At 68.9% G+C, this 22,233-nt stretch carries 16 protein-coding genes; 5 read left to right on the top strand and 11 right to left on the bottom strand.

What is annotated here, in order from left to right:
* Window positions 1-49: 49 nt before the first annotated feature.
* The 4 genes from QNO08_RS06655 to QNO08_RS06640 form a co-directional block, all read right to left on the bottom strand.
* Window positions 50-802 carry a thymidine kinase gene (locus QNO08_RS06655; protein WP_229966915.1) on the bottom strand — a complete coding sequence of 251 codons (753 nt, stop codon included), beginning with the start codon at window positions 800-802 and terminating at the stop codon, window positions 50-52.
* A gap of 2 nt (window positions 803-804) precedes the next feature.
* Window positions 805-2,049, bottom strand: coding sequence for an alkaline phosphatase family protein (locus QNO08_RS06650; protein ID WP_229966916.1), 1,245 nt, complete (start codon window positions 2,047-2,049; stop codon window positions 805-807).
* A 6-nt stretch (window positions 2,050-2,055) separates the two neighbouring features.
* On the bottom strand, window positions 2,056-2,724 hold the full coding sequence (locus QNO08_RS06645; protein ID WP_229966917.1) for a DUF5998 family protein: 669 nt from the start codon (window positions 2,722-2,724) through the stop codon (window positions 2,056-2,058).
* Window positions 2,725-2,827: 103 nt separating this feature from the next.
* Window positions 2,828-5,542: a bifunctional acetate--CoA ligase family protein/GNAT family N-acetyltransferase gene (locus tag QNO08_RS06640; RefSeq protein WP_229966918.1), complete on the bottom strand. Its 2,715-nt coding sequence runs from the start codon at window positions 5,540-5,542 to the stop codon at window positions 2,828-2,830.
* Window positions 5,543-5,654: 112 nt separating this feature from the next.
* On the opposite strand from QNO08_RS06640, the gene QNO08_RS06635 reads away from it, so the two are divergent.
* On the top strand, window positions 5,655-8,180 hold the full coding sequence (locus QNO08_RS06635; RefSeq protein WP_229966919.1) for a DNA gyrase/topoisomerase IV subunit A: 2,526 nt from the start codon (window positions 5,655-5,657) through the stop codon (window positions 8,178-8,180).
* Window positions 8,181-8,755: 575 nt separating this feature from the next.
* On the opposite strand, the gene QNO08_RS06630 is transcribed toward QNO08_RS06635, so the two are convergent.
* From QNO08_RS06630 to QNO08_RS06620, 3 genes are all read right to left on the bottom strand, one after another.
* Window positions 8,756-11,218 carry a heavy metal translocating P-type ATPase gene (locus QNO08_RS06630; protein WP_229966920.1) on the bottom strand — a complete coding sequence of 821 codons (2,463 nt, stop codon included), beginning with the start codon at window positions 11,216-11,218 and terminating at the stop codon, window positions 8,756-8,758.
* 55 nt (window positions 11,219-11,273) lie between these two features.
* Complete coding sequence (locus tag QNO08_RS06625; RefSeq protein ID WP_229966921.1) at window positions 11,274-11,495, bottom strand: heavy-metal-associated domain-containing protein; 222 nt, start codon at window positions 11,493-11,495, stop codon at window positions 11,274-11,276.
* 101 nt (window positions 11,496-11,596) lie between these two features.
* Window positions 11,597-11,998: a metal-sensitive transcriptional regulator gene (locus QNO08_RS06620; RefSeq protein ID WP_229966922.1), complete on the bottom strand. Its 402-nt coding sequence runs from the start codon at window positions 11,996-11,998 to the stop codon at window positions 11,597-11,599.
* A 134-nt stretch (window positions 11,999-12,132) separates the two neighbouring features.
* Here QNO08_RS06620 and QNO08_RS06615 point away from each other — a divergent pair, with 134 nt between their 5' ends.
* Window positions 12,133-12,813, top strand: a complete 681-nt coding sequence (locus tag QNO08_RS06615; protein ID WP_229966923.1) for a metal-dependent transcriptional regulator — start codon at window positions 12,133-12,135, stop codon at window positions 12,811-12,813.
* Between the two features lie 8 nt (window positions 12,814-12,821).
* Complete coding sequence (locus QNO08_RS06610; RefSeq protein WP_229966924.1) at window positions 12,822-13,409, top strand: hypothetical protein; 588 nt, start codon at window positions 12,822-12,824, stop codon at window positions 13,407-13,409.
* 1 nt (window position 13,410) lies between these two features.
* Here QNO08_RS06610 and QNO08_RS06605 read toward each other — a convergent pair whose 3' ends face one another.
* From QNO08_RS06605 to QNO08_RS06590, 4 genes are read right to left on the bottom strand one after another with little or no spacing between them, the layout of a single operon-like run.
* Window positions 13,411-14,403 carry a GNAT family N-acetyltransferase gene (locus QNO08_RS06605; RefSeq protein ID WP_229966925.1) on the bottom strand — a complete coding sequence of 331 codons (993 nt, stop codon included), beginning with the start codon at window positions 14,401-14,403 and terminating at the stop codon, window positions 13,411-13,413.
* A 34-nt stretch (window positions 14,404-14,437) separates the two neighbouring features.
* Window positions 14,438-17,929: a thiol reductant ABC exporter subunit CydD gene (cydD, locus tag QNO08_RS06600; protein ID WP_229966926.1), complete on the bottom strand. Its 3,492-nt coding sequence runs from the start codon at window positions 17,927-17,929 to the stop codon at window positions 14,438-14,440.
* Window positions 17,926-18,945 carry a cytochrome d ubiquinol oxidase subunit II gene (gene cydB, locus QNO08_RS06595; protein WP_229966927.1) on the bottom strand — a complete coding sequence of 340 codons (1,020 nt, stop codon included), beginning with the start codon at window positions 18,943-18,945 and terminating at the stop codon, window positions 17,926-17,928. Before cydB ends, cydD begins: the two co-directional genes overlap by 4 nt.
* A 36-nt stretch (window positions 18,946-18,981) precedes the next feature.
* Window positions 18,982-20,622 carry a cytochrome ubiquinol oxidase subunit I gene (locus QNO08_RS06590; protein ID WP_229966928.1) on the bottom strand — a complete coding sequence of 547 codons (1,641 nt, stop codon included), beginning with the start codon at window positions 20,620-20,622 and terminating at the stop codon, window positions 18,982-18,984.
* A 239-nt stretch (window positions 20,623-20,861) separates the two neighbouring features.
* Between QNO08_RS06590 and QNO08_RS06585 the strand changes: the two genes are divergently transcribed.
* Together QNO08_RS06585 and QNO08_RS06580 are read left to right on the top strand one after the other, a co-directional pair.
* The gene (locus QNO08_RS06585) at window positions 20,862-21,239 is read left to right on the top strand and encodes a BlaI/MecI/CopY family transcriptional regulator (protein WP_229966929.1); all 378 of its coding nucleotides are present in this window, start codon (window positions 20,862-20,864) and stop codon (window positions 21,237-21,239) included.
* Between the two features lie 29 nt (window positions 21,240-21,268).
* Window positions 21,269-22,231, top strand: a complete 963-nt coding sequence (locus QNO08_RS06580) for a M56 family metallopeptidase (RefSeq protein ID WP_229966930.1) — start codon at window positions 21,269-21,271, stop codon at window positions 22,229-22,231.
* Window positions 22,232-22,233: the final 2 nt, after the last annotated feature.

Here is a 22,233-nt window from a genome sequence, read left to right as displayed (position 1 = left end):
ACCGGCCGTCCTGCCGCGGAGTGGCTCCCGGCAGGACCGGAACCGGGGTTCAGGCTTCGCGCGGGGGCACGGCGCAGACGTCGAGATCCGTGGCGGAGCCGGGTGCCAGCTCAGCAATCGATTCAGCTTTGTGTGCAGTGACCCGCCGCATGTAGTGCCGGCGGCACAGGGTTTCATAACCGATCACCGGCGCACTCCGTACGGCCTCCGCGGCAAACAACGGCTCCTCCGCAACGGGGGCGGACTCCGCGGGCACCGCCGCCGGAGCATGCTTTCCGACGTCTCCGACCACCACCTGGTCCCCCTCCACCACCATGATGCCGTTCACGGTTCGGGCGTTGTGGGTGGCTCTGCGGCCGCACCAGCACAGGGCGCGCACCTGGAGCACTTCCATCCGGTCGGCCAGCTCAATCAGCCGTTGGGATCCGGGGAAGAGCCGGGTCCGGAAGTCCGATGTGATGCCGAAGGCAAAAACATCCGCGCACAGTTCGTCCACCACTCGGGCCAGCTGCTCCACCTGTTCGGCGGAGTAGAACTGTGCCTCGTCGCAGATGAGGTAGTCCACGGCGAATCCGGCGCCGCGGCGGTTCGTTACTTCGTTCCAGAAGTCAGTGCTGTCAGTGACCTCCACCGCGGGAGTGCGCAGTCCGAGCCGGGAGGAAATCACCGAGTCCCCGGCGCGGTCGTTGCGGCTGAACAGGATGCCGCCGCGGCCGCGGGCGCTGTGGTTGTAATCCATCTGCAGCGCCAGCGTTGACTTGCCGCAGTCCATGGTTCCGGAAAAGAAGACGAGCTCAGCCACGGTTACTTCTTTCCCCGGCCCTGGGCTCCGGCACTGCGCCGGGCAGCAGGCACCGCCAGCTGCAGCAACGGCACTTCCCGCTCCGCCCGGGTGAGGGAGCCGTGCTGGCCCACCACTTCCAGGGAGGAGGCCTTCATGCGCCGAAGGTCGTACAGGGCGATCGGTTCGCGCGCCAGGACAAGGACGTCGCCAATGCGCGGCAGCACCGACTCGTTCACGACCGGCCCGAACCAGCCGGCGGCGACGGCTTCCTCCCGGGTGGCGATCCAGATTTTGCTGCCGTAGGCGGCGCGCCAGGCGGCCATCAGGGTTTCCCGCTCCCGGGCGCCGGCGTCGGGTTCCAGGTACAGGTGCACCATCCGCGGCTCCCCCGCGGTGTGCCGCACGCCGGCGATCAGCGCCGGGTCTTCCGAAAAGTCGTACCGGTGCTCCGGAGCAATGTCGACCATGCCGTGGTCCGCCGTCAGCAGCAGCAGCGTGTCGGCCGGCAGCCGGGCGGCCAGCAGCTTCAGGGCGCTGTCCAGCTCCTCGAGCTGGAAGCCCCACTGCGCGGACTGGGCACCGTGCTTGTGGCCGGCCTTGTCCAATTCGTTCCAGTACAGGTACATCAGCATGCGCGGGGATGCGGCCAGGGCTTCGGCAGCGGCTGCCACCCGGGCATGGACACCGGTGGCGCCGATGAAGGTGCCGCCGCGCAGGGCGGCCCGGGTCATCGCCGAATCGGCGAACCGCGGCAGGCTGACCGAGGCCACCGGAAGGTGTTCCGCCACCCGTTCCAGAACGGTGGGATGCGGCTGCCAGCGCTGGGGATCAACGCCGGAGTCCCAGTTCCCGAGCATATTGACAACCTTGTCCTGCTCCGGATCCAGCACGTCATAGCCCACCATGCCGTGTTCTCCGGGCGGCAGCCCGGTGCCCAGCGAGGCGAGCGAGGCCGCCGTGGTGGTGGGGAAAGCCGCAGTAAGGACGCGGCCGGCGGGCAGGAAGCTGCGCAGGAACGGCGCGTGGCCGCCGCGCTGCTTCAGCAGGGACCAGCCCAAACCGTCCACCATGACCACGCAGACCCGCTTGGCGGCCGGCAGGTTCAGGGTATTGGCAAAGCCGGGGACGCCGAGGACGGCGGCCGAGCTGGTGAGAACCTCGGCAACACTGCTGCGGCCGTAGCCCGGGGCGGGAGGCAGCGGTTCGCCGGGGGCCGTGCCGGACGGGGCAACGGCGCCGGGACCTGTTCCGGAGGGCAAGTTCATGGGCCCTTACCGCTGGTGGTGGGTGCGGTTGAACCGGCTGCCGATGCCGGGTACGCGCCGGGAGTCCCCGGGCTCCGCCGGCCGCAGATTGACGGTGTCAGTGTTGACCTTGCGCAGGGCGCGGGCGAAATCCTTGGCGTTCTGCACTGCCTGCGCGCCGTCGGCCTCGGCACTGACCCGGAGCACAATGTCCTCCTGGGCGATGGTGCCGGTGTAGCCGTGGTCGGCGTCGCACTGCGGATCGGCGCAGCCGGCCGGTCCCATGTCCAGGCGCTGGCCGCCGGACCAGGCAATGGCCAGGGTGAGCTCGCGGGCCTGGTCCGAGGGCTTGTAGTCCTGCGGCTGGGCATACATGTAGCCCAGGACCACTGAGCGGATCTGGGTGACCGGCACCGATTCGGTGGAGACCTGCGCCATCATCTGCTCACCGGCGTCGTCCAGCTGCTGGTCGTCAACATGGGTGATCACCAGCATGTCCTCGGTCAGCACCAGCACCGTGATGTGGCGGTGCACCTCGGTGCGCTCGAAGTGGGTTTCCAGATGGATGATGTGGGAGAGCGGTTCACGGCCGTCCAGGGCATCGTGGACCACGTCGGCCAAAAGGGTGGGGTAAAAGCCTGCCCGCTCCATGGAAGCGTCAAGGCTGCGGCGTTCAGCGGAAAGTAACGGCGACATGCTTCCAGTTTCCCCCAGAGAGCGCCCCAGTACCTAAATGGCGCGCGGGAGCAATCCGAGTTAGTCCGGCATCTCCCGGTTCCTCCTGGTGCCGCCCGTGTGGCTAGTCCCTCATCGCCCGTCGTGCGCTGTCCGTCCGCTGCTGCGGATTGCCGAGCCGGACGTCGGCGCTGAGGACCGTCACACCCGTGGTGGACACCAGCACGGGGTTGATTTCCAGCAGCGCAATCTCGGGGTGCTCGTCCTTGAGCAGCGCCAGCCGCGAGATCAGGTCTTCCAGCGCAGCCACATGGGCCTTGGGCAACCCCTGATAGCCGAACAGCTTTCCGGAGGCCCGGGGTGCGCGCACCAGGTCCGCGACGTCGGTGTCCGTCAGCGGCGGAATGCCGTGCGCCCAGTCGTCCAGCAGGTTCACCGCATCCCCGGCCAGGCCGAAGGACAGCACCGGCCCCAGCAGCGGATCCTCAATCGCGCGGACCATGCAGCCCTGCCCGGACGGCGCCATGGACTGCACCTCGAGTTCAAAGCTGCCGTAGGGTTCCAGCGCCTGCTTCATCTGCGCGATGTTGGTGAGCAGGTCCTCCGGCGTGGAAATGTTCAGCCGCACGCCGCCCAGGTCCAGCCGGTGCCGCAGGTGCTCGTCCATCGTTTTGATGACCACCGGCCAGCCGAGCGTGTCGGCGGCCGCCACCGCCTCCTCCCCGCTGGTGAAGGGCAGTGACGGCAGCAGTTCCACCCCGTAGAAGCGCAGCAGCCGGGTGGTTTCGTCGGCGGTCAGCCGGGTCAGCCCGTCCCCCGCCACCCGGGTCAGGAGCGTGTCGATGAAGGCGCGGGCGCCGTCGGGATCGGCGCCGGCCGGCTCGATGAAGTGACCGTGGTCGCGGGCGGACCATTCGGTGTACCGGACCAGGGAGGCGAGCGCAGCGACGGCGGCACCGGGGCTGGAGAAACAGGGCAGGCCGGGCTGGCGCCCGTCCTCCCCGGTGCTCCCGGAGCTGCCGGAGCTGCCGGAAGTCAGGATGCCCTCCACGTGGGCGCCCGGGTCCATGATCCCAGTGAACGCGGCAACAACCGGCTTGCCGGTTTCAGCGGCACACTCCTGCAGGCACTGCGCGATCTTCTCCGTCGTCAGCCCCGGCGAGGGCAGCAGGGTTACGACGGCGGCATGCACGGCGTCGTCCGCGAGGGTCTTGGTGACGGTGGCACGCAGCAGCGGCAGGGCCACGCTCATGCCGGCGTCCAGGACGAGGTCGGTCTGCAGGCTGCCCAGCTCCAGGTCCAGGCCGAGAGCCGCGTCCGCGACCACCCGGCCCAGGGCTGCCGAGTTGCTGAACACCGCCAGGGAGCGGCCCGCCGGCAGCGGCTGGCTGACGGCGATCTGCACGACATCCATCAGCTGTTCGTTGGTGTTCACGCGGATGACTCCGGACTGCCGCAGCATGGCGTCCAGCGCCCCGGCCGGCGCCTGCGTGGTCCGCACGGCGTGCCCGGGCGGCAGCTGCAGCCCGGTGACGTCGGATTTGGCGACGATCACGGGTTTGGAGGTGGCCAGCCGCCGGGCGATGCGGGAAAACTTGCGCGGGTTGCCCACGGACTCCAGGTACATGCCCACCACCCGGGTGTCGGTGTCGTCCTCCCAGTACTGCATGGCATCGTTGCCGGAGACGTCGGCGCGGTTGCCGGCGGAGATGGTCGAGGACAGGCCCAGCCCGCGCCGCTGTGCCGCGGCGTAGAGCAGGACCCCGATGCCCGCGGACTGGCTGAAGAGGCCCAGCCCTCCCCTGGCCGGCATCGCCGGAGCCATGGAGGCGTTCAGGGAGACGTCGGGGCGGGTGTTGATCAGGCCCAGCGACGCCGGACCGACCACGCGCATGCCGTTGGCCCGGGCGTGCCGCACCAGGCGGCGCTGCCGGGCCAGGCCGCGTTCGCCGTCGTTCGCGAAGCCTGCAGTGGCAACCAGCAGTTCCTTGACCCCGGCGCGGGCGCATTCCTCGGCGACGCCGAGCACCTGGTCGTAGGGCACCGCAATGATGGCCAGCTGCACCGGTTCCGGCACGTCGGCGATCCGGGCGTGGCAGACCATGCCCGCCAGTTCGAAGGCTTCCGGGTTGACGGCGTAGACGGAGCCGGTGAATCCGCCTTCAATGATGTGTTCCAGCAGCTGGTAGCCCACGGTGCCCCATTCGCGGCTGGCACCGATGACGGCCACTGAGGACGGGGAGAGCAGATCGGCGACGCTGCGGGCCTCGGCGCGGTGTTCGCGCGCTTCCATGACGGCCCGGGACTTGTCAGTGGGGTCGATGTTGAAGTCCAGCGCGATCACGCCGTCGTCGAAGTGCCGGCGGACCTCGTAGCCGGCGTCGGCGAAGACGCCGATCATCTTGCGGTTCTCGGGGAGCACCTCGGCGGAGAACCGGCGGATGCCGTTTTCCCGCGCCGCGGCCGCCAGGTGTTCCAGCAGGATCGAGCCCAGGCCGCGGCCCTGGTGCCCGTCCGAGATGTTGAACGCCACTTCGGCTTCGGTGGGGTCGTCGAGCCGGTCGTAGCGGCCGATCCCGATGATTTCGGCTCCGATGGTGATGACGAACGCCACGCGGTCCCGGTAGTCCACGTTGGTGAACCGGGCCAGCTCCTTGTTGCTGAGCTTGGCCTTGTAGGTGAAGAACCGCAGATAGATCGAGCTCTGCGACTGCTTCATGTGGAACTCCTGCAGGGCCGGCGCATCGGCCGGTGTCACCGGTCTCAAATGCCCGGTGCCGCCGTCCCGCAACACCACGTCAGCTTCCCAATATTCGGGGTAATGTCCCTGCTCCGCCATAGACTCAGAGTAGTGGGAAAATTTCTCCGCTGTCTGCAGGGCGCATCGGCCGCCGCGCCGCCGCATCCTGCACACCCGTTATCCCCTACCAATGCAAGGACCCGACAACAGCATGGCCCGGCGCCAAACCGTCTCCAAAACCGCACCCGGCGAGATCATCGCCGAGAACATCATCGACATTGATGTCACCACCGAGATGGAAGGTTCCTTCCTCGAGTACGCGTACTCGGTGATTTATTCGCGCGCCCTTCCCGATGCCCGGGACGGCCTCAAGCCCGTCCAGCGGCGCATCCTGTACATGATGGCGGACATGGGCCTGCGCCCGGACCGCGGCCATGTGAAGTCCGCCCGGGTGGTGGGCGAGGTGATGGGCAAGCTCCATCCCCACGGCGACTCCGCCATCTACGACGCCATGGTCCGCATGGCCCAGAGCTGGGCGCTGCGCCTGCCGCTGATCGACGGGCACGGCAACTTCGGCTCGCTCGACGACGGCCCCGCCGCAGCGCGGTACACGGAGGCGCGCCTCGCCGCGCCGGCACTGACGCTGACGGATCATCTGGACGAAGACGTGGTGGACTTCGTTCCCAACTACGACAACCAGCTGATGCAGCCCGAAGTGCTGCCCGCCGCGTTCCCCAACCTGCTGGTCAACGGCGCCGCGGGCATCGCCGTGGGCATGGCCACCAACATGGCCCCGCACAACCTCGGCGAGGTCATTGCCGCCACGCAGCATCTGATCGCGAACCCCGACGCCACGCTCGACGAGCTGATGCGCTTCATCCCCGGCCCCGACCTGCCCAGCGGCGGGCGGATCGTGGGCCTGGACGGCATCCGCGACGCCTATGCCTCCGGCCGCGGTTCCTTCAAGACCCGGGCCAAGGTGGAGGTGGAACAGCTGACCGCCCGCCGCACCGGCCTGGTGGTCACCGAGCTGCCGTACATGGTGGGCCCGGAAAAGGTCATCGAGAAAATCAAGGACGCGGTGACGTCCAAGAAGCTGCAGGGCGTCTCGGACATCGTGGACCTCACGGACCGCAGCCACGGCCTGCGCCTGGTCATTGAGCTGAAGAACGGCTTCAATCCCAACGCGGTGCTGGCCCAGCTGTACAAGTACACCCCCATGGAAGATTCCTTCGGGATCAACAACGTCACCCTGGTGGACGGCCAGCCCCGGACCCTGGGCCTGGTGGAACTGCTGCAGGTCTATGTGGCGCACCGGCTCGGTGTCGTCCGCCGGCGCACGGCGTACCGGCTGCGCAAGAAGCAGGACCGGCTGCACCTGGTCGAGGGCCTGCTCATTGCGATCGTGGACATTGACGAGGTCATCCAGATCATCCGTTCCTCGGACGAGACGGCCCAGGCGCGCGAACGCCTCATGGCCATCTATGACCTGACCGAGATCCAGGCCAACCACATCCTGGAGCTGCGGCTGCGCCAGCTCACCAAGTACTCGCGCCTGGAACTGGAGAAGGAAAAGGACGAGCTGCTGCTGGCCATTAAGGAGCTGCAGGCGATCCTCGACTCCGAGCCGCGGCTGCGCTCCCTGGTCTCCGATGAGCTCGGCGAGGTTGCCGCGAAGTACGCCACTCCGCGCCGGACGGTGCTGCTGGAGTCGGAGGCCTCCTCTCCCCTGAAGGGCGCCGCTGCTGCTCCCGCCGTTACCGGCAAGGGGGCCAAGGCCGCACTGCCGCTGGAGATTGCCGATGATCCGTGCTGGGTCATCCTCACCACCTCGGGGCAGCTCGCCCGGACCGCCAATCAGGAGCCGCTCACCGAAGCGGGACAGCGGGTGCGGCACGATGTGTTCCGCTCGGTCGTGAAGACCACCGCGCGCGGCGAGATCGGGGCGCTCACGTCGTCGGGCCGGATGATCCGCGTTCAGGTGCTGGACATGCCTGCCCTCCCGCCGACGTCGGGCCTGCCGAACATGGCCGGCGGGGTGCCGGTCAAGGACTTCATGACCCTGACCAAGGGCGAAAAGCTGATCGGGCTGGTGCCGCTGAACGAGATCGTGGCCCTGGGCACGCGCAACGGCATCGTGAAGCGGGTCAACCCCGACTATCCGCTGAACCGCGACGATTGGGAAGCCATCACGCTCAAGCCCAAGGACGAGGTGGTGGGTGTGGGCGTGGCGCCGCAGGACACCGATGAACTGGTGTTTGTCACCGAGCAGGCCCAGCTGCTGCGCTTCAGCGCCGCGCAGGTCCGGCCGCAGGGCCGCACCGCCGGCGGGGTGGCCGGCATTAAGCTCGGCGCCGATGACCGGGTGCTGTTCTTCGGTGTGGTGGCGCAGAACGATCCGGCCGCCGTCGTCGTCACCGTCTCCACCGGCAGCGAGACCATCCCGGGCACGCCCGGCGGGTCGGTGAAGGTGACCGAATTTGCCGAGTATCCGGTGAAGGGGCGCGCCACCGGCGGCGTGCGTGCGCACCGGTTCCTGAAGGGCGAGGACGCGCTCGTGGTGGCCTGGGCCGGGCACGGTCCGGCGAAGGCCGCGGCCGCCAACGGCGTGGCCCGGGCGCTGCCCACCGAGCACGGGCGGCGGGACGGCTCCGGCATTCCGCTGACCAACCCGGTGGACCAGGTGGGGCCGAGCAACACACCCGTCGAGCCGGGCGAGGATCCGGCGGCCGGCTGACGTTCCGGCGGCTGCCGGAGCGGCGGCTGGCCGGGGCTGCGGCTGGGCAAGGCCGTCCGGACGCTCCCGGATTCAAGTCACCAGCTATGGCGGGTTTGAGCACGCCGGGGGCACCGAAAGTGCAGCTATGGCGGGTTTGAGCAGGCCGGGGGCACCGAGAGCGCAGCTGTGGCGGCCAAAACGCCGATCAAGTCGCCAGACGTGCACTCTCGACGGCCGGCGCTGCCCGTATCTCACCAGACGTGTACTTTCGACGCTGCCGAGGCGCCGAGAGTGCAGCTATGGCGACTTCAGCGCGACTTTTGCCCGCCAGATCTGCACACTGGATGAACGCAAACCCACCGGATCTGCCCACTCGGTGTGTCCGGGCAATCTCTCGTGCAGATAATGCGGTCTGCAGAAATCTCTCGTGCAGATCAGGGCGTCAAAATGCCCGAAATGCGGCCCTTGAATGCATTATCTGCACGAAGGACTCTCGGGGAGGGCATTATCTGCACGAAGGATTCCCAGAGAGTGCATCACGAGAGAGGCCGGGCAGCCCGCAACGGACTGCCCGGCCCCTGCCGTTCCCGCAGCTACCGGTGCTGGTTCGCGGGAAGGTGCTGCCGGCCGAAGCTGCGCAGCCGCAGCGAGTTCCCGACCACGAGCACGGAGCTGGCGGCCATCGCGGCGCCGGCGATCATCGGATTGAGCAGGCCCAGCGCCGCCACGGGAATGCCGACCGCGTTGTAGAAGAAGGCCCAGAACAGGTTGGTCTTGATCGTGCGCAGCGTGCGCCGGGACAGTTCGATGGCGGTGGCCACCTGGCCCAGGTCGTTGCCCATCACGGTCAGGTCCGCGGCGTCGATGGCGACGTCGGTGCCCGAGCCCATCGCAATGCCCAGGTCCGCCTGCGCCAGGGCCGGGGCGTCGTTCACGCCGTCGCCGGCCATCGCCACGGTGGCCCCCTGCGCCTGGAACCGCTTGATGGCCTCCACCTTGCCCGCCGGACGGACGTCGGCGAGGACGTCTTCGGGAGCAATGCCGACGGCGTCGGCCACGCGGGCGGCCACCACGGCGTTGTCGCCGGTCAGCAGCACCGGCCGCAGGCCCAGGGCCCGCAGCCGCGCGATGGCGGCCGCCGATCCGGGCTTGAGGTTGTCCCGCAGGCTGATGATTCCGGCGGCGCGGCCGTCCACCGCCACCAGGATCGCCGTGGAGCCGGCGTCCTGCTCCGCGCGGAGCAGAGTCGCAGCGTCCGCGGGCAGGGAAATGCCGTTCTCCTCCAGCCAGCCGGGGCGGCCGGCCACGACGGCGTGCCCCTCCACGGTGCCCCGCACACCGCCGCCCGGTGCGGAATCAAACCCGGTCACCGCAGGCAGCCGGCCGGTCAGAGCGGAAGACTGGCCGACGGAGGCGGCCGCCTTTTGCGCCGCACCGGCGATGGCGACGGCGATGGGGTGCTCCCCCGCCGCCTCCACGGCTCCGGCGAGCCGCAGCAGCTCGGCGGCGGCGGCATCCGGGCCCGCCGGCACCGAGATCCCGGCACCGGCTGTTGCGAAGGCCAGGGTCCGCACCACTGAGAGCCGGCCGTCGGTGACCGTTCCGGTCTTGTCCAGCACGATGGTGTCCACGGTCCGCGTGTCCTCAAGCACCTGCGGGCCCTTGATCAGGATGCCCAGCTGGGCGCCGCGTCCGGTACCGGTCAGCAGGCCCACCGGAGTCGCCAGGCCCAGGGCACACGGGCAGGCGATCACCAGCACCGCGACGGCGGCGGTGAACGCCGCCTGCACATCGCCGGTAAAGAGCAGCCACAGGACGAAGGCCAGCACGGCGACGCCCAGCACGATGGGGACAAAAACGGCGCTGATCCGGTCGGCCAGCCGGGCAATCGGAGCCTTCCCGGACTGCGCTTCGCTGACCATCCGTCCCATCTGGGCCAGGGTGGTTTCGCTGCCGACCCGGGTGGCCCGCACCAGCAGCCGGCCGGAGGTGTTCACGGTGGCACCGGTAACGGAATCCCCCGGGCCCACGTCCACCGGCACTGACTCGCCGGTGATCAGGGAGGCATCGACGGCGGAGCGGCCGTCCGCGACCACGCCGTCGGCAGCGATCTTCTCACCCGGGCGGACCACGATGATGTCTCCGACCTGCAAACGGTCCGCGGGAACCCGGACTTCGGCACCGTTGCGCAGCACCGTGGCATCCTTGGCGCCCAGGCTGAGCAGCGCCTTCAGGGCGTCACCGGCACGGGCCTTTGCATTGGCTTCCAGGTAGCGGCCCAGCAGCAGGAACGTGACCACCACGGCGGCCACTTCAAAGTAGAGGTTGGCATGCGCGGGCTCAGGCAGACCGTCCATGCCTGTCATGCCTGCCATGCCGGCGTGCGCGGTGAGGGCCGGGTCCGCGAGGAGGGTCGCCAGGGAGAACAGGTAGGAGGCTATGACGCCCAGGGACACCAGGGTGTCCATTGTCGAGGCGAAGTGCCGGGCGTTGATGGCCGCGGCCCGGTGGAATGGCCAGGCGGACCAGGTGACCACCGGCAGCGACAGGACCGCGGCAACCCAGCCCCAATTGCTGAACTGCAGGGCGGGGACCATCGATACGAGGAAGACCGGAAGGGTGAGCGCGGCGGCCAGGATCAGCCGCGGACGCAGGCTGGCGGCGGTTCCGCCGTGGGCCATATGGTCCACGGCCCCGCCGTCGTGCATGCCGGCGGGGGCGCCTTCGTGCGCTTCGTGCGCATCCGCACCGGGCCCGGAGTGCGGATCTGCCGCATGGTTCGCCGGGCCGGCGGCCACCCGTGTTGCGCCCGCCGGGCGGACCAGGCGCGCCCTGTAGCCGGCCGAGTCGACGGTCTGCACGATCTGCTCATCGGTCACGCCCTCCGGCACCGTCACTCGCGCGGATTCCAGCGGAAGGTTGACAGTGGCCTCAACGCCGTCGAGCTTGCCGAGTTTGCGTTCCACCCGGGCAACACAGGAAGCGCAGGTCATGCCCTCGATCTTGAGGTCGATGACCCGCGGCTGCGGCTGCTGAAGCAGTTCTTCGGTACTCATGACAACTGTCCTTCCAGGGGAATTGCGGTGAGGGGCCGGACGGCGGGCCCTGCGGTTAGGCGGAAGCTTCCACCACGAGGTAGCCGGCCTCCGCGACGGCCTCACCCAGCTCCTCGGGTGCAAGGGCGCGGTGCGAGGTGACGACGACGGTCGAGATGCCTCCGGCATTCAGGTCAACGCTGACGCTGTCGACGCCGTCAAGGGCAGTAAGTTCCTCGGTGACGGATGAGGCGCAGTGCCCGCAGGTCATGCCGGAGACGTTCAGTGTGGTTTCCATGGTGTTCCTCTGTTCGCTGGTTGCTGGTGGTTCGACGTGCCGTTGATCTTTCATGTGCGGCCGATGTTTCGTGTGCGGCTGAGCGGCTTTTGCTTGGCGTCCTAGCGCAGCAGCCGGCCGATGGCGTCTGTGGCCTCCTGGACCTTTTCCTGCACCAGTCCCGGATTGCCGGTGGCGTCGGCCTCGCGGGCCGCGTCGACCACGCAGTGCGAGATGTGGTCCTGGACGAGCCCCAGGCTGACGGCGTGCAGCGCCTTATTGATCGCTGCGACCTGGGTCAGGACGTCGATGCAGTATTTGTCTTCCTCGACCATCCGGGCAATGCCGCGGACCTGCCCCTCGATGCGGCGGAGCCGCTTGAGGTACGCCTCTTTGTCGCTGGCGTACCCGTGCGTGCCCGCGTGCGGGTCCGCAGGTGAGGGTGCCTGAACCGCGGAGACCGTTTCGGAGCCGTCATCCTGATGGCCACGCGCCGGCTGGGCATGTTCGGTTGTTGCGCTCATGGCTGCTCCCTTGCTGTTCGATCTCCAGCAAAATATACCCCCAAGGGGTATGTCGTCAAGTACCCCCTGGGGGTATTGACGTTGTGGTGTGCGCCGGGATCGGTTCCCGCTGGGGGTTCACGTAGGGTGGAGGGGTGGGTACCAATCAGCTTTCAGCCGCATCCGAGGACTATCTCAAGGTCATTTGGACCGCCCAGGAATGGACCGACGAGCCGGTCACCGTGTCGGCGCTGTCCGCGCATGTGGGCAATTCGCCGTCGTCGGTCTCCGAGGCCGTGAAGAAACTGACGGCTCAGGGCCTGCTGACCCACGCGCGCTACGGTTCCATCACGCTGACCGACGCCGGAACCCGCGAGGCGGTGGCCATGGTGCGCCGGCACCGGCTGATCGAGACGTTTTTGGTGGAGTATCTGGACTACGGCTGGGACGAGGTGCACGACGAAGCCGAACACCTGGAGCACGCGGTCTCCGACAAGATGGTGAACGCCCTGGACCGGCGGCTGGGCCATCCCGTCCGGGATCCGCACGGTGATCCCATTCCGTCCCGGGACGGCAGTTTTCCGCCGCTGGCCGCGGTCCGGCTGAGCGCGTGCGACGCCGGCACGGAGGCCACGATTGCCCGGGTGTCGGACATCGACCCGGAGCTGCTGCGTTATCTGGCCGGGCTCGGACTGCATCTGGACGTGCGGGTGCGGGTGCTGCAGCGCCAGGCCTACGCCGGCACCCTGACGCTGGCAGCCAACGGAGAGCAGTTCGAACTGGGGCTCCCCGCCGCCCAATCCATCTGGGTGCTGCCCTCCCCCGCCGAGGCATAGCAGCCGCGATGGATTCCGCCCGGTTGCAGCTGTGGTGGCTTCCGGTCGGGGCGGGCGGCCACGTCGTGGTCCACACCAGCAGATGCTGGGAACTTTTCCATGCCCTGGTGAACCGCCGCCCGCCGCAGCCGCTGTTTCACAGCGCCCTTATCGTGGTGCTGGATGAGGTGGAGTTCGTCATCGAAATGTCTCCGGTCTGGGGCCGGCACGACCCCTCGCGGGGCGTGGTGGTCACCGGACCCGTGGGCCTGCCGTTCCTGGGCCGCTCCCGGCTTTTCCGCTACGAGGTCCGCTGCTGGCCGCACGGAATCCTTCCCGACCGCCGGCATGCAGCCGGCAAGCCGGTCGAGTTCACCCTGACGGCCGACGCCGCGTCCGCCTTGCTGGACCGCGTGGCGGCGGTGCCGCCGCACACGTGGGGACGCGAGGTGTCCGGCTCCACTGACATGTGGAATTCCAACTCGCTGTGTTCCTGGCTGCTGACGGGCGCCGGGATCGACGCCGGCGCCCTCCATCCTCCCAACGGCGGCAGGGCGCCGGGGTGGGCCGCCGGCATTGCCGCTTTCCGGACCGGCCAAGCACCCGGACCGCGCTAACCTACGGCAGCAACTGCAGGTCGAAAAAGACCTCGCGGTAGGTCGGCACGTAGCCGAGACGCTCGTAGAGGCCCAGGGCACCGGAGGGGTTTTCAGTATCGACGCCCAGCCCGGCGCGCTCCATGCCCGAGGCCTTGTACCGGCGCATGGCCTCGCCGAGCATGGCCGGAGCGAGGCCCAGTCCCCGCCAGTTCCTGCGCACGCCCAGCAGTTCGGTGTAGCCCTCGGTGTAGCCGTGCCGGTTTTTGCCCTCGGGATCGTAGGAGGCGATGTTGTAGCCGGCGATTTCCCCCGCCGCGGTGTCCATCACCACGAAGGTCCAGTCCGGCCGGAAATGCGGATGTTCGACGTTGTGCTGCCAGCGTTCGACGTCGCGCTCCTCGCTGCCCCAATGGTCCCGGAACACTTCGTTGTGCGCCTGGCGCAGGGCCTCGGAAATGCCGGCGTTGAAGGTGACGTACTCCAGCCCCTGCGGCAGCGGAACGTCGGGAATCCCGTCCTCCAGCGGCCGGGTCATCTCGGTGAAGTAGCGCACCACCCGTGCTCCGGCAGCATGGAAGAGCGCCACGTGCGAGGCGTTGTCCTCTTCCGCCATGAACCGCAGCAGGCCGGCCTCGTGCCCGGTTTCCAGCAGCCGCTCGCGGGCCCGCTGCTGCTGCCAGCGCAGCAGGGCGGTGCCGATCCCGCGCCTGCGCCACTGCGGGTCCACTCCCCCGGCACCGTGGATCTTGTCCGACCCCTCGGTCCGGACCAGGTACCCGTAGGCACGCGGGACCCCGTCCCGGTCCAGTCCCAGCAGGGTGTCCCGCGCCGGGTTGTCGGCGCTCGAGGCCAGCGTGTGTTCCAGGTCGGCGCGCTGGTCCACGTAGCCCGGCTTGTCCACCGCGGCAATGCGCCGAATCAGCTCCAGCCAGCCGTCGAGGTCGTCTGCGGTGATCGCCCGCCAGCGCAGGCCGGTGGTGGGAGCTGGAATTTCAGGAGGCGCGGTAGTCATTTTTCCAGCTTAAGACACCGGACCCGGGCGCTTCCTACGCCTGTGATCCGGCGCACACGGGTTCGCCCAGGGCCAGGCTCCGGTCACACCACGCGGCGTCGGCCGGATTGTGGGTCACGACAACCACTGATTTGCCGCGCAGCCCGACGGTGAGGTCGGCCATCAACTGCTCCCCCGCCTCCGCATCCAGGTGAGCGGTGGGTTCATCCAGCAGGACGACGTCGGCCTCCGTGAGGAGGGCGCGCGCGACGGCGAGCCGCTGGCGCTGGCCGCCGGAGAGGAAGTGCCCGCCGCCGCCCACACGGGTGTCCAGTCCGTCCGGAAGCCCGGACAGGAAGGGCCCCAGTCCGACGGCGTCCAGCACCGCAGTCATTTCCGCGTCGCCGGGAGCCTGCCGGCGGTCGCGGGCCAGCAGCAGATTGCCGCGCAGAGTGGAGTCGAACAGGTGCGCCTCCTGCGGGCACCAGGCCATCCGCCGCGCGGCCGGAGGCAGATCGGCGGCAGGGATGCCGTTGATTCGGAAGGATCCTTCCTGCGGAACCAGGAACCCGAGCAGGACTCCAAGCAGAGTGGACTTTCCGCTGCCGGACGGCCCCGTGACTGCCAACCAGCTGCCGCGGTACAGATCCAGGTCCAGATCCTCGAAGACGGGACGGGTTTGGCCCGGATAGCTGTAGCTGATGCCGCGCAGCTCGACGGCATCCACGTTCCGGAGGTTCGCCTCCCGGTGTTCAGCGCCGGCGGAGGTGTCCGGTTCGGCGTCGAGTCCGTCCAGGGGCTCGACCTCGTCGGTGCCCAGGTCCGGCAGCACCTTGTCGCCCAGCGTCCGCCAGGCAGAGAACTGCTGGATGGATCCGTTGACGGCGATAAAGGCTTCGATCAGGGCCAGCTGCATGAGCACGACGACGGCGGCCACGGTCGCGGGCGCCGACTCGGCCAGCGTGAGCATGTACAGCGCGCCGAGGGAGCAGGCCAGGGCCGTGAGGGCATTGGCAAGGCCCTGCGCCCAGGCACTGCGCCGGACCGCGGCCGAGGCCCGGGCATCAAGCTCCTGCTGCCGGGCAAAGACCGCTGCGGCGCTGCTGTTGGCCTGCAGATCCGGAGCCGCGGAGAGCAGGCGGGCCATGGCCGCCATGGACCGGGACTGCAGCCGGACGGTGGCGGCGCGGGCGGCGGCGTCGGCGGCGTGGGCCAGCAGCGGGGCGGCAATCAGGCCCACCACGCAGACGCCGATCTGGGCGGGCAGTGCTTCGGGCAGCAGCAGGCCGGTGGCGATGCAGGCGGCCACGGCAGTGAGGAATCCGGTCAGCGGTGCGAAAACGACGCGCGGTGCGATGTCGCGCAGTTCGTCAACGTCCCCGACCAGCCGCTCCAGGGCGCCGCCCCCGCGGGCCAGCCGGCGCCACCCCTCGGGTCGCTGCAGCAGCCCGTTCCACAGCCGGATGCGAATCGAGTTGGTGGCGCGGAAGACGGCGTCGTGCAGGCGCAGCCGCTCTAGGTACCGCAGGACGGACCGCCCGATGCCGAAGAACCGCACCCCGACAATCGCCGTGAGCAGCAGCAGGATCGGCGGCTGTTCGTGGGCGCGGACAATCAGCCAGCCGGACAGGGAGGTCAGGGCAACGGCAAAGAGCGTGGCGCCGGTGCCCAGGAACAGGGCCAGCAGGAACTGCCGGCTCCAGGGACGCAGGACCAGGAGGTTCTTCCACAGCGACTGGTGCACCGGATGGGTCCCGGTATCGGCCAGCTCGTCCCGCCAGCGGGCAGGCGCGGGCACGGCGTCGTGCGCGGAGCCGGCGGACCCGGCGAAACCGGCGGAACTGTCGCCGTCGGCGGTGGCGGTGGAGGTGGCGGTGGCGGACCGGGCTCCAGTGCCGGCACCGGAGCCACCCGCGAGGGGGGAAGCTGCCGGCCCGTCCGGAAGGTCCGCCGCGCCCACCGGAATTCGGCGGTCGGCGATGGAGGCGGCGGCGGAGTCGTGGGCCACCAGCAGCACGGTCACGGAGCCGCGCAGGCGCTCGAGGGCACGGATCACGGCGGCTGCGCTGCGGGCGTCCAGGTGCGCGGTGGGCTCGTCGGCGAGCAGCAGGCGCACCTGAGGCTGGCAGGCGATCCGGGCCAGGGCACGGGCGACGGCGACGCGGCGCTGCTCGCCCGGGCTGAGGTCGGCGGTGGGGGTGTCCAGCAGGTGCAGGGAGTCGATCGCGGCCAGGGCCTCAACGGCTGCCCGCCGTCCCTCGTCCGCAGTTCCGAGCCCCGAGTAGAGGGCGATCTCGGCTGCCGCGGTGTCCTCCACCAGCACGGGGTGCTGGGGAATCCAGGCGATGCCGGCGCGGTCCACGCCGCTGACGGTGCCCTCGAGCGTGGTGTCGCCGCCGCTGCGGCGCAGCCCGGCAAGTGCCTCCAGCACCGAGGTTTTGCCGGTGCCGCTGGGCCCGGTCAGGGCAGCGATGCTGCCGGCGGGCACGGTGAAGCTGAGGTTCGATACGGCCGGCCGGGGCCGGCCGGCGTACCGGATGGTCAGCCCGGCAACGGTCAGGCCGGTTCCGGGAGCGGCAGCCGCGGCGGCGTGCTCGGGCACCAGCGGCACGGCGGCGGGAGCCTCCAGGACGGAGTTGGTGCGGTTGAGCGCTTCGAGGCCGTCCTCGCTGGCATGGTGGGCGGTGCCGAGGTCGCGCAGCGGCTGATAGCACTCCGGTGCCAGGATCAGCGCCAGCAGGCCCAGTTCCAGCGACATGGATCCGTTGACCAGGCGCACGCCGATCACCACGGCCACGAGTGCCACGGAAATGGTGGCAATCAGTTCCAGCGCCAGGGAGGACAGGAACGCCACCCGCAGGGTTTCCAGCGTGCGGACGCGGTAGCGGTCGGCGACGTCGCGCAGCGCGCGGGCCTGGGCCCGGGCGCGGCCCAGGCCCACCAGAACCGGCAGGCCCTTGGCCAGCTCCAGCATGTTGTCGGAGAGCCGGTTGAGCGCGTCGACGGCGGCGGCGGTCTTGTCGCCGGTGTGCAGGCCGATCAGGATCATGAAGACCGGAATCAGCGGCACGGTCAGGACCACCACGAGCGCGCTGAGCCAGTCGGCGGACAGAATGCGCAGCCCCACCAGCAGCGGTACGACGGCGCACGTCACCAGGGCGGGCAGGTACTTGGCGTAGTAGTTGTCCAGGCCGTCCAGGCCGCGGGTGATCAGGACGCTCAGCGCGCCGCTGCCCATCCCCGGTACGTTCCCGCCGTCGTCGAGCGCGCGGGAGGTGAGGGAAGCGCGCAGCTCCTCCTTGACCCCTGCCGCGGCCCGCTGGGACACGGTCTCGGTGCCCCAGACCGCGAGGGAGCGCAGCACCGCGCCGGCGACGCCGTTGGCCAGCACCCAGCGCCAGTCCGGCCCGCCGGCGGCCAGCCCGGCCACGCCCGCGGCAATGCCGGTGGCGAGCAGCACCAGGCCGGCCGCCTTGACGGCGGCCAGCAGCCCCAGGAGATACAGCGCCCGCCGGCTGGCGGCGCTGACCGGAAGCACCGGCTTCACTGGGCATTCACCGTGTGGGCAGCCGGGATCGCCTCAGCCGTGATGCGCTTGCGGAACACCCAGTAGGTCCAGCCCTGGTAGAGCACCACCAGGGGCAGTCCGAAGAGCGACACCCAGGAGATCACGGTCAGCGTGTAATCAGAGGACGAGGCGTTGTCGACGGTCAGGTTCCAGGCCGGATCCAGCGTCGAGGGCAGGACATTCGGGTAGAGCGAGGCGAAGATCGTGAACACGCCCGCCACCAGGAACAGGCCCATGTAGATGAAGCTCCAGCCGTCCCGGGCGCGGCGGGCCATTGTCCAGGACAGCACCACGGCGACCACGGCAATGACCAGCGGAATCAGGGTCAGGGCCTTGCCGTTCTGCACCTGCACCACAATCGCCCAGACCGCCATGGGCAGCACGCCCAGCGGCAGCCAGCGCACGACGGCGCGGCGGGCCCGCACCTCGATGTCGCCGCGGGTCTTCAGGGCCAGGAACACGCAGGCGTGGACCAGGCAGAACGCCACGACGGCCAGGCCGCCCAGCACCGCGTAGCCGTTGAACCAGGCAAACGCTCCGCCGAGCCGGTCGCCGTTCGCGTTCAGCGGCAGGCCGGTGGTGGTCAGCGCCAGGGCGGCGCCGACGCCGAAGGCGGAGACGAAGGAGCCCAGGGCCATGCCCCAGTCCCAGCGGCTGCGCCACCGGTCATCGTTGTGCTTGCCGCGGTATTCGATGGACACGGCCCGGAAAATCAGGCCGAGCAGGACAAAGACCAGCGGAATGTAGAGCGCCGAAAACAGCGCGGCGTACCAGAGCGGGAAGGTGGCAAAGGTCATGGCTCCGGCGGTGATGAGCCACACTTCGTTGCCGTCCCAGACCGGGCCGATGGTGTTGAGCATGACCCGGCGGTCCTTCTCGCTGCGGCCCATGAGCTTCATGAGCATGCCGACACCGAGGTCGAATCCCTCCAGGAAGAGGTATCCGGTCCACAGGAAGGCCAGGACGATGAACCATAGGGTGGGTAGCGAGATCACTTCTGTGCTCCAGACTGCTGAGTGGGCAAAGCCGGGTTAGTACGCAAAGCCGAGGACGTCGTCGGGCTGCTTGGTCCTGCCGCCGGAGGATCCGCCGGGGCCGTCACTGCCGGTTCCGTCGTCGCTGCCGGCCGAGTCCAGGCCGCCGGAAGAGCCGCCGTCGTTTCCGTGCAGGAGTTCGGGCATGGCCGAGGGCACGCCGCCGCGGGTGTACTTGAACAGCAGCCTCACTTCCACGATGAGCAGCGCCAGGTAGACGACCACGAACGCGCAGAGCGAGAAGATCAGCTCCGCCCGGGACACCCCGGGTGACACGGCGGCTGCGGTGAACATGAACACCTGGTCGATGCCGGTGAAGCTCGGGTTGGGCGCCACGACAAAGGGCTGGCGGCCCATCTCCGTGAAGATCCAGCCGGCGCTGTTGGCGCCGAAGGGGGCCAGGATGCCGAAGACCGCCAGGCGCATGAGCCACCTGGGCTGCGGCACGGTCCCCTTGCGGGTCATCCAGAGGGCAGCCGCTGCCGCTGCCGCTGCGATGCCGCCGAAGCCGATCATGAGCCGGAAGCCCCAGTAGGTCACTGACATGACCGGCAGGTAATCGACCTCGGTGCCGGCCTGTTCCCCGTACTTGGGGTCATCCGGGATGTGCGTGCCGTACGCCTCCTGGTACTCCGGGATCAGGGTGTTGACCCCCTTGACGTTCGTGGTGAAGTCCCCGTTCGCCAGGAAGGAGAGCACACCCGGAACCTCGATCACGGCGGTGACGTCATCGCAGTTTTCCGCTCCGACGTCGCCGATGGAGAGGATCGAGAACGATGTACCGTCGTGGCAGGCCGCTTCCGCGGCTGCCATCTTCATGGGCTGCTGGTCAAACATCAGCTTGCCCTGCAGGTCACCGGTGACGGCGGTGCCGGCGAAGGACACCATGGCAATCACGGCGCCGATGCGCAGGGACTTGATCCAGACGCTGTGGTCGGTTGTGTCGCGGCCGGTTTCCGGGCGCGAACCAATGGTCACGCTGCCGTCCTCGTTGACGGTGTCGATGCCGTCCCTGCGCCGCTTCCAGAGGTGGAACCAGGCGATGCCCAGCAGGAAGCCGCCGGCCACGGACAGGGCGGCGGTGATCTGGTGCGGGAAGGCCACAAGCAGGGTGTTGTTGGTCAGCACCGCCCAGATGTCGTTCAGGACCGGCCGGCCGTCCACCATTTCCACGCCGACGGGGTGCTGCATCCAGGAGTTGGCGGCCAGGATGAAGTAGGCCGAGAGCACCGAGGCCAGCGTCGCGATCCAGATGGAGGCGAGGTGGATTTTCTTCGGCAACCGGTTCCAGCCAAAGATCCACAGGCCGAGGAAAACTGATTCGGTGAAGAACGCCAGGAGTGCTTCCAGGGCCAGCGGGGCGCCGAAGACGTCTCCGACGAAGCGGCTGTATTCGCTCCAGGCCATGCCGAACTGGAACTCCTGCACCAGCCCGGTGGCCACGCCCATGATGAAGTTGATCAGGAAGAGCTTGCCCCAAAACTTGGTCATCCGCAGGTATTCGTCTTTCCCCGTGCGGACCCACATGGTCTGCAGAGTGGCGACCACCAGCCCCAGGCCGATGGTCAGCGGCACCATGAGGAAGTGGTAGACGGTGGTGATGCCGAACTGCCAGCGGGCAATGTCGAGTGCTTCCAAGGGAGGTTTCCTTTAGTCGAACCAGGAGTTCTACAGAGCGTAGAAGATCATTCCGCTGTCGATCCTAGAACACTTCCGAAATGTTTTCTACGTGACGTAGAACCATGGCCGAAAACCCTGTACATTTAGAGGCACCACACCTCCTCGGCGCCGGGTCCGCAGTGCTGCAGCTGATACCTGAGCCCAGCGGCCCCGCGGCGAACAGTGGAGGGTTTTTTGATTTAAAGGACGGGATGTAAATGGCTACCCTGGGCGAGCTGGAACGGGCAACGATGGACCTCCTGTGGGAGTCTCCGGAGGCAGCCAGCGCAAACGAACTGCGCGAAAAACTGGCCGAGGTCAATCCCGAGGCAGGCACGGGCACCGGCAAGGGGCTGGCGGTAACGACCATCCTGACGGTGCTCTCACGGCTGGAAAAGAAGGGCCTGGTGGTACGGGAGCGGAACATCCGTCCGCACCGCTACCGCGCCATCACGTCAAAGGCCGAGCACACGGCCGAACTGATGCACGAAGTCCTCGGCTCGGTGAGTGACCGGGAAGCCGTCCTGGCCCGGTTCATCGGCTCCGTCTCGGTCACTGAGGCCGAGACGCTGCGCCGGCTTCTCGGCGGCAACTGATCCGGTAGCGGCAGCCACTTCGCACCGCGGTGTTTTGGGCCTCGTATTGCCTCGCTGCGCTGGCCCTCGTGCTGGCGTGGCCGGTTCCCATTGCCCTGTCCCGGGCCAAATGGCCCGCCCGCGCCCCTTTCACGGCCATGGTGCTTTGGCAGGCGATTGCGCTGGCCGGCGGTCTGTCGATGATCGGAGCGATGCTCACCTGGGGCCTTGAGCCCATTGGGGATAATCTCATCTCCGCCCTGGGCGGGCTGTGGAACATCCTGCTGGCCCGCGCGCCGGCCACCACACTCGGCCTGGTGCACGTCTTCGCCCTGAGCGCCGCCCTGCTGCTGAGCGCCCATCTGATTTTTACCCTGCTGCTGACCTATTACCGGATCCGGCGCGGCCGCAACCGGCACCGCGACATGCTTACGCTGCTGAGTTCGCCGTCCGCCACCCGGCCCGCGACCGTGGTCATCAACCATCCCACCCCGGTGGCCTATTGCCTTCCGGGCGGGGCGCGTTCCGTCACCGTTCTCTCGGACGGACTGTTGGAGATGCTCTCGGACGAGGAACTCTCGGCGGTCCTCATTCACGAGAAAGCCCACCTGTCCCAGCACCACCACCTGCTGCTCTGGGCTTTCGCAGCGTGGCGCGCCGCGCTGCCGTGGCTGCCGACCTCCCAGCTGGCCCAGCAGTCGGTCAACGAGCTGATCGAAATGCTGGCCGACGACGAGGCCCTGCGTGCCGTTCCGCCCGAGACACTGGTCCGGGCCGTGGCGATCGTGGGAACCGGCGCGCAGCCCGAAGGAAGACTGCACGCTGAACCCCGGGGCGCTCCCCTGCTGGCCAGCCCGGACGAGCAGGAACAGCTGGGCACCGTCCGGCGGCTCAGCCGGCTGCTGACACCCCTGCCGCCGCTGCCGGCCTGGCAGCGCACTGCCGTGCTTGTCCTTTCCGGACTGCTGCTGGCCGTTCCCACGGCACTGCTGGTGGCCCCGGGAATGCTCTAGGC

Origin of the sequence: Arthrobacter sp. zg-Y820 (assembly GCF_030142155.1) — a bacterium.
Classification (GTDB): domain Bacteria; phylum Actinomycetota; class Actinomycetes; order Actinomycetales; family Micrococcaceae; genus Arthrobacter_B.
The sequence above is the reverse complement of the archived record's forward strand: the minus strand, read 5'-3'. Positions and strand labels throughout refer to the sequence as shown.

Coding starts and splice junctions, on each gene's coding strand:
- QNO08_RS06650 (WP_229966916.1), bottom strand. CDS start 2,049: ATGAACTTGCCCTCCGGAACAGGTCCCGGCGCCGTTGCCCCGTCCGGC.
- QNO08_RS06645 (WP_229966917.1), bottom strand. CDS start 2,724: ATGTCGCCGTTACTTTCCGCTGAACGCCGCAGCCTTGACGCTTCCATG.
- QNO08_RS06640 (WP_229966918.1), bottom strand. CDS start 5,542: ATGGCGGAGCAGGGACATTACCCCGAATATTGGGAAGCTGACGTGGTG.
- QNO08_RS06635 (WP_229966919.1), top strand. CDS start 5,655: ATGGCCCGGCGCCAAACCGTCTCCAAAACCGCACCCGGCGAGATCATC.
- QNO08_RS06630 (WP_229966920.1), bottom strand. CDS start 11,218: ATGAGTACCGAAGAACTGCTTCAGCAGCCGCAGCCGCGGGTCATCGAC.
- QNO08_RS06625 (WP_229966921.1), bottom strand. CDS start 11,495: ATGGAAACCACACTGAACGTCTCCGGCATGACCTGCGGGCACTGCGCC.
- QNO08_RS06620 (WP_229966922.1), bottom strand. CDS start 11,998: ATGAGCGCAACAACCGAACATGCCCAGCCGGCGCGTGGCCATCAGGAT.
- QNO08_RS06610 (WP_229966924.1), top strand. CDS start 12,822: ATGGATTCCGCCCGGTTGCAGCTGTGGTGGCTTCCGGTCGGGGCGGGC.
- QNO08_RS06605 (WP_229966925.1), bottom strand. CDS start 14,403: ATGACTACCGCGCCTCCTGAAATTCCAGCTCCCACCACCGGCCTGCGC.
- QNO08_RS06585 (WP_229966929.1), top strand. CDS start 20,862: ATGGCTACCCTGGGCGAGCTGGAACGGGCAACGATGGACCTCCTGTGG.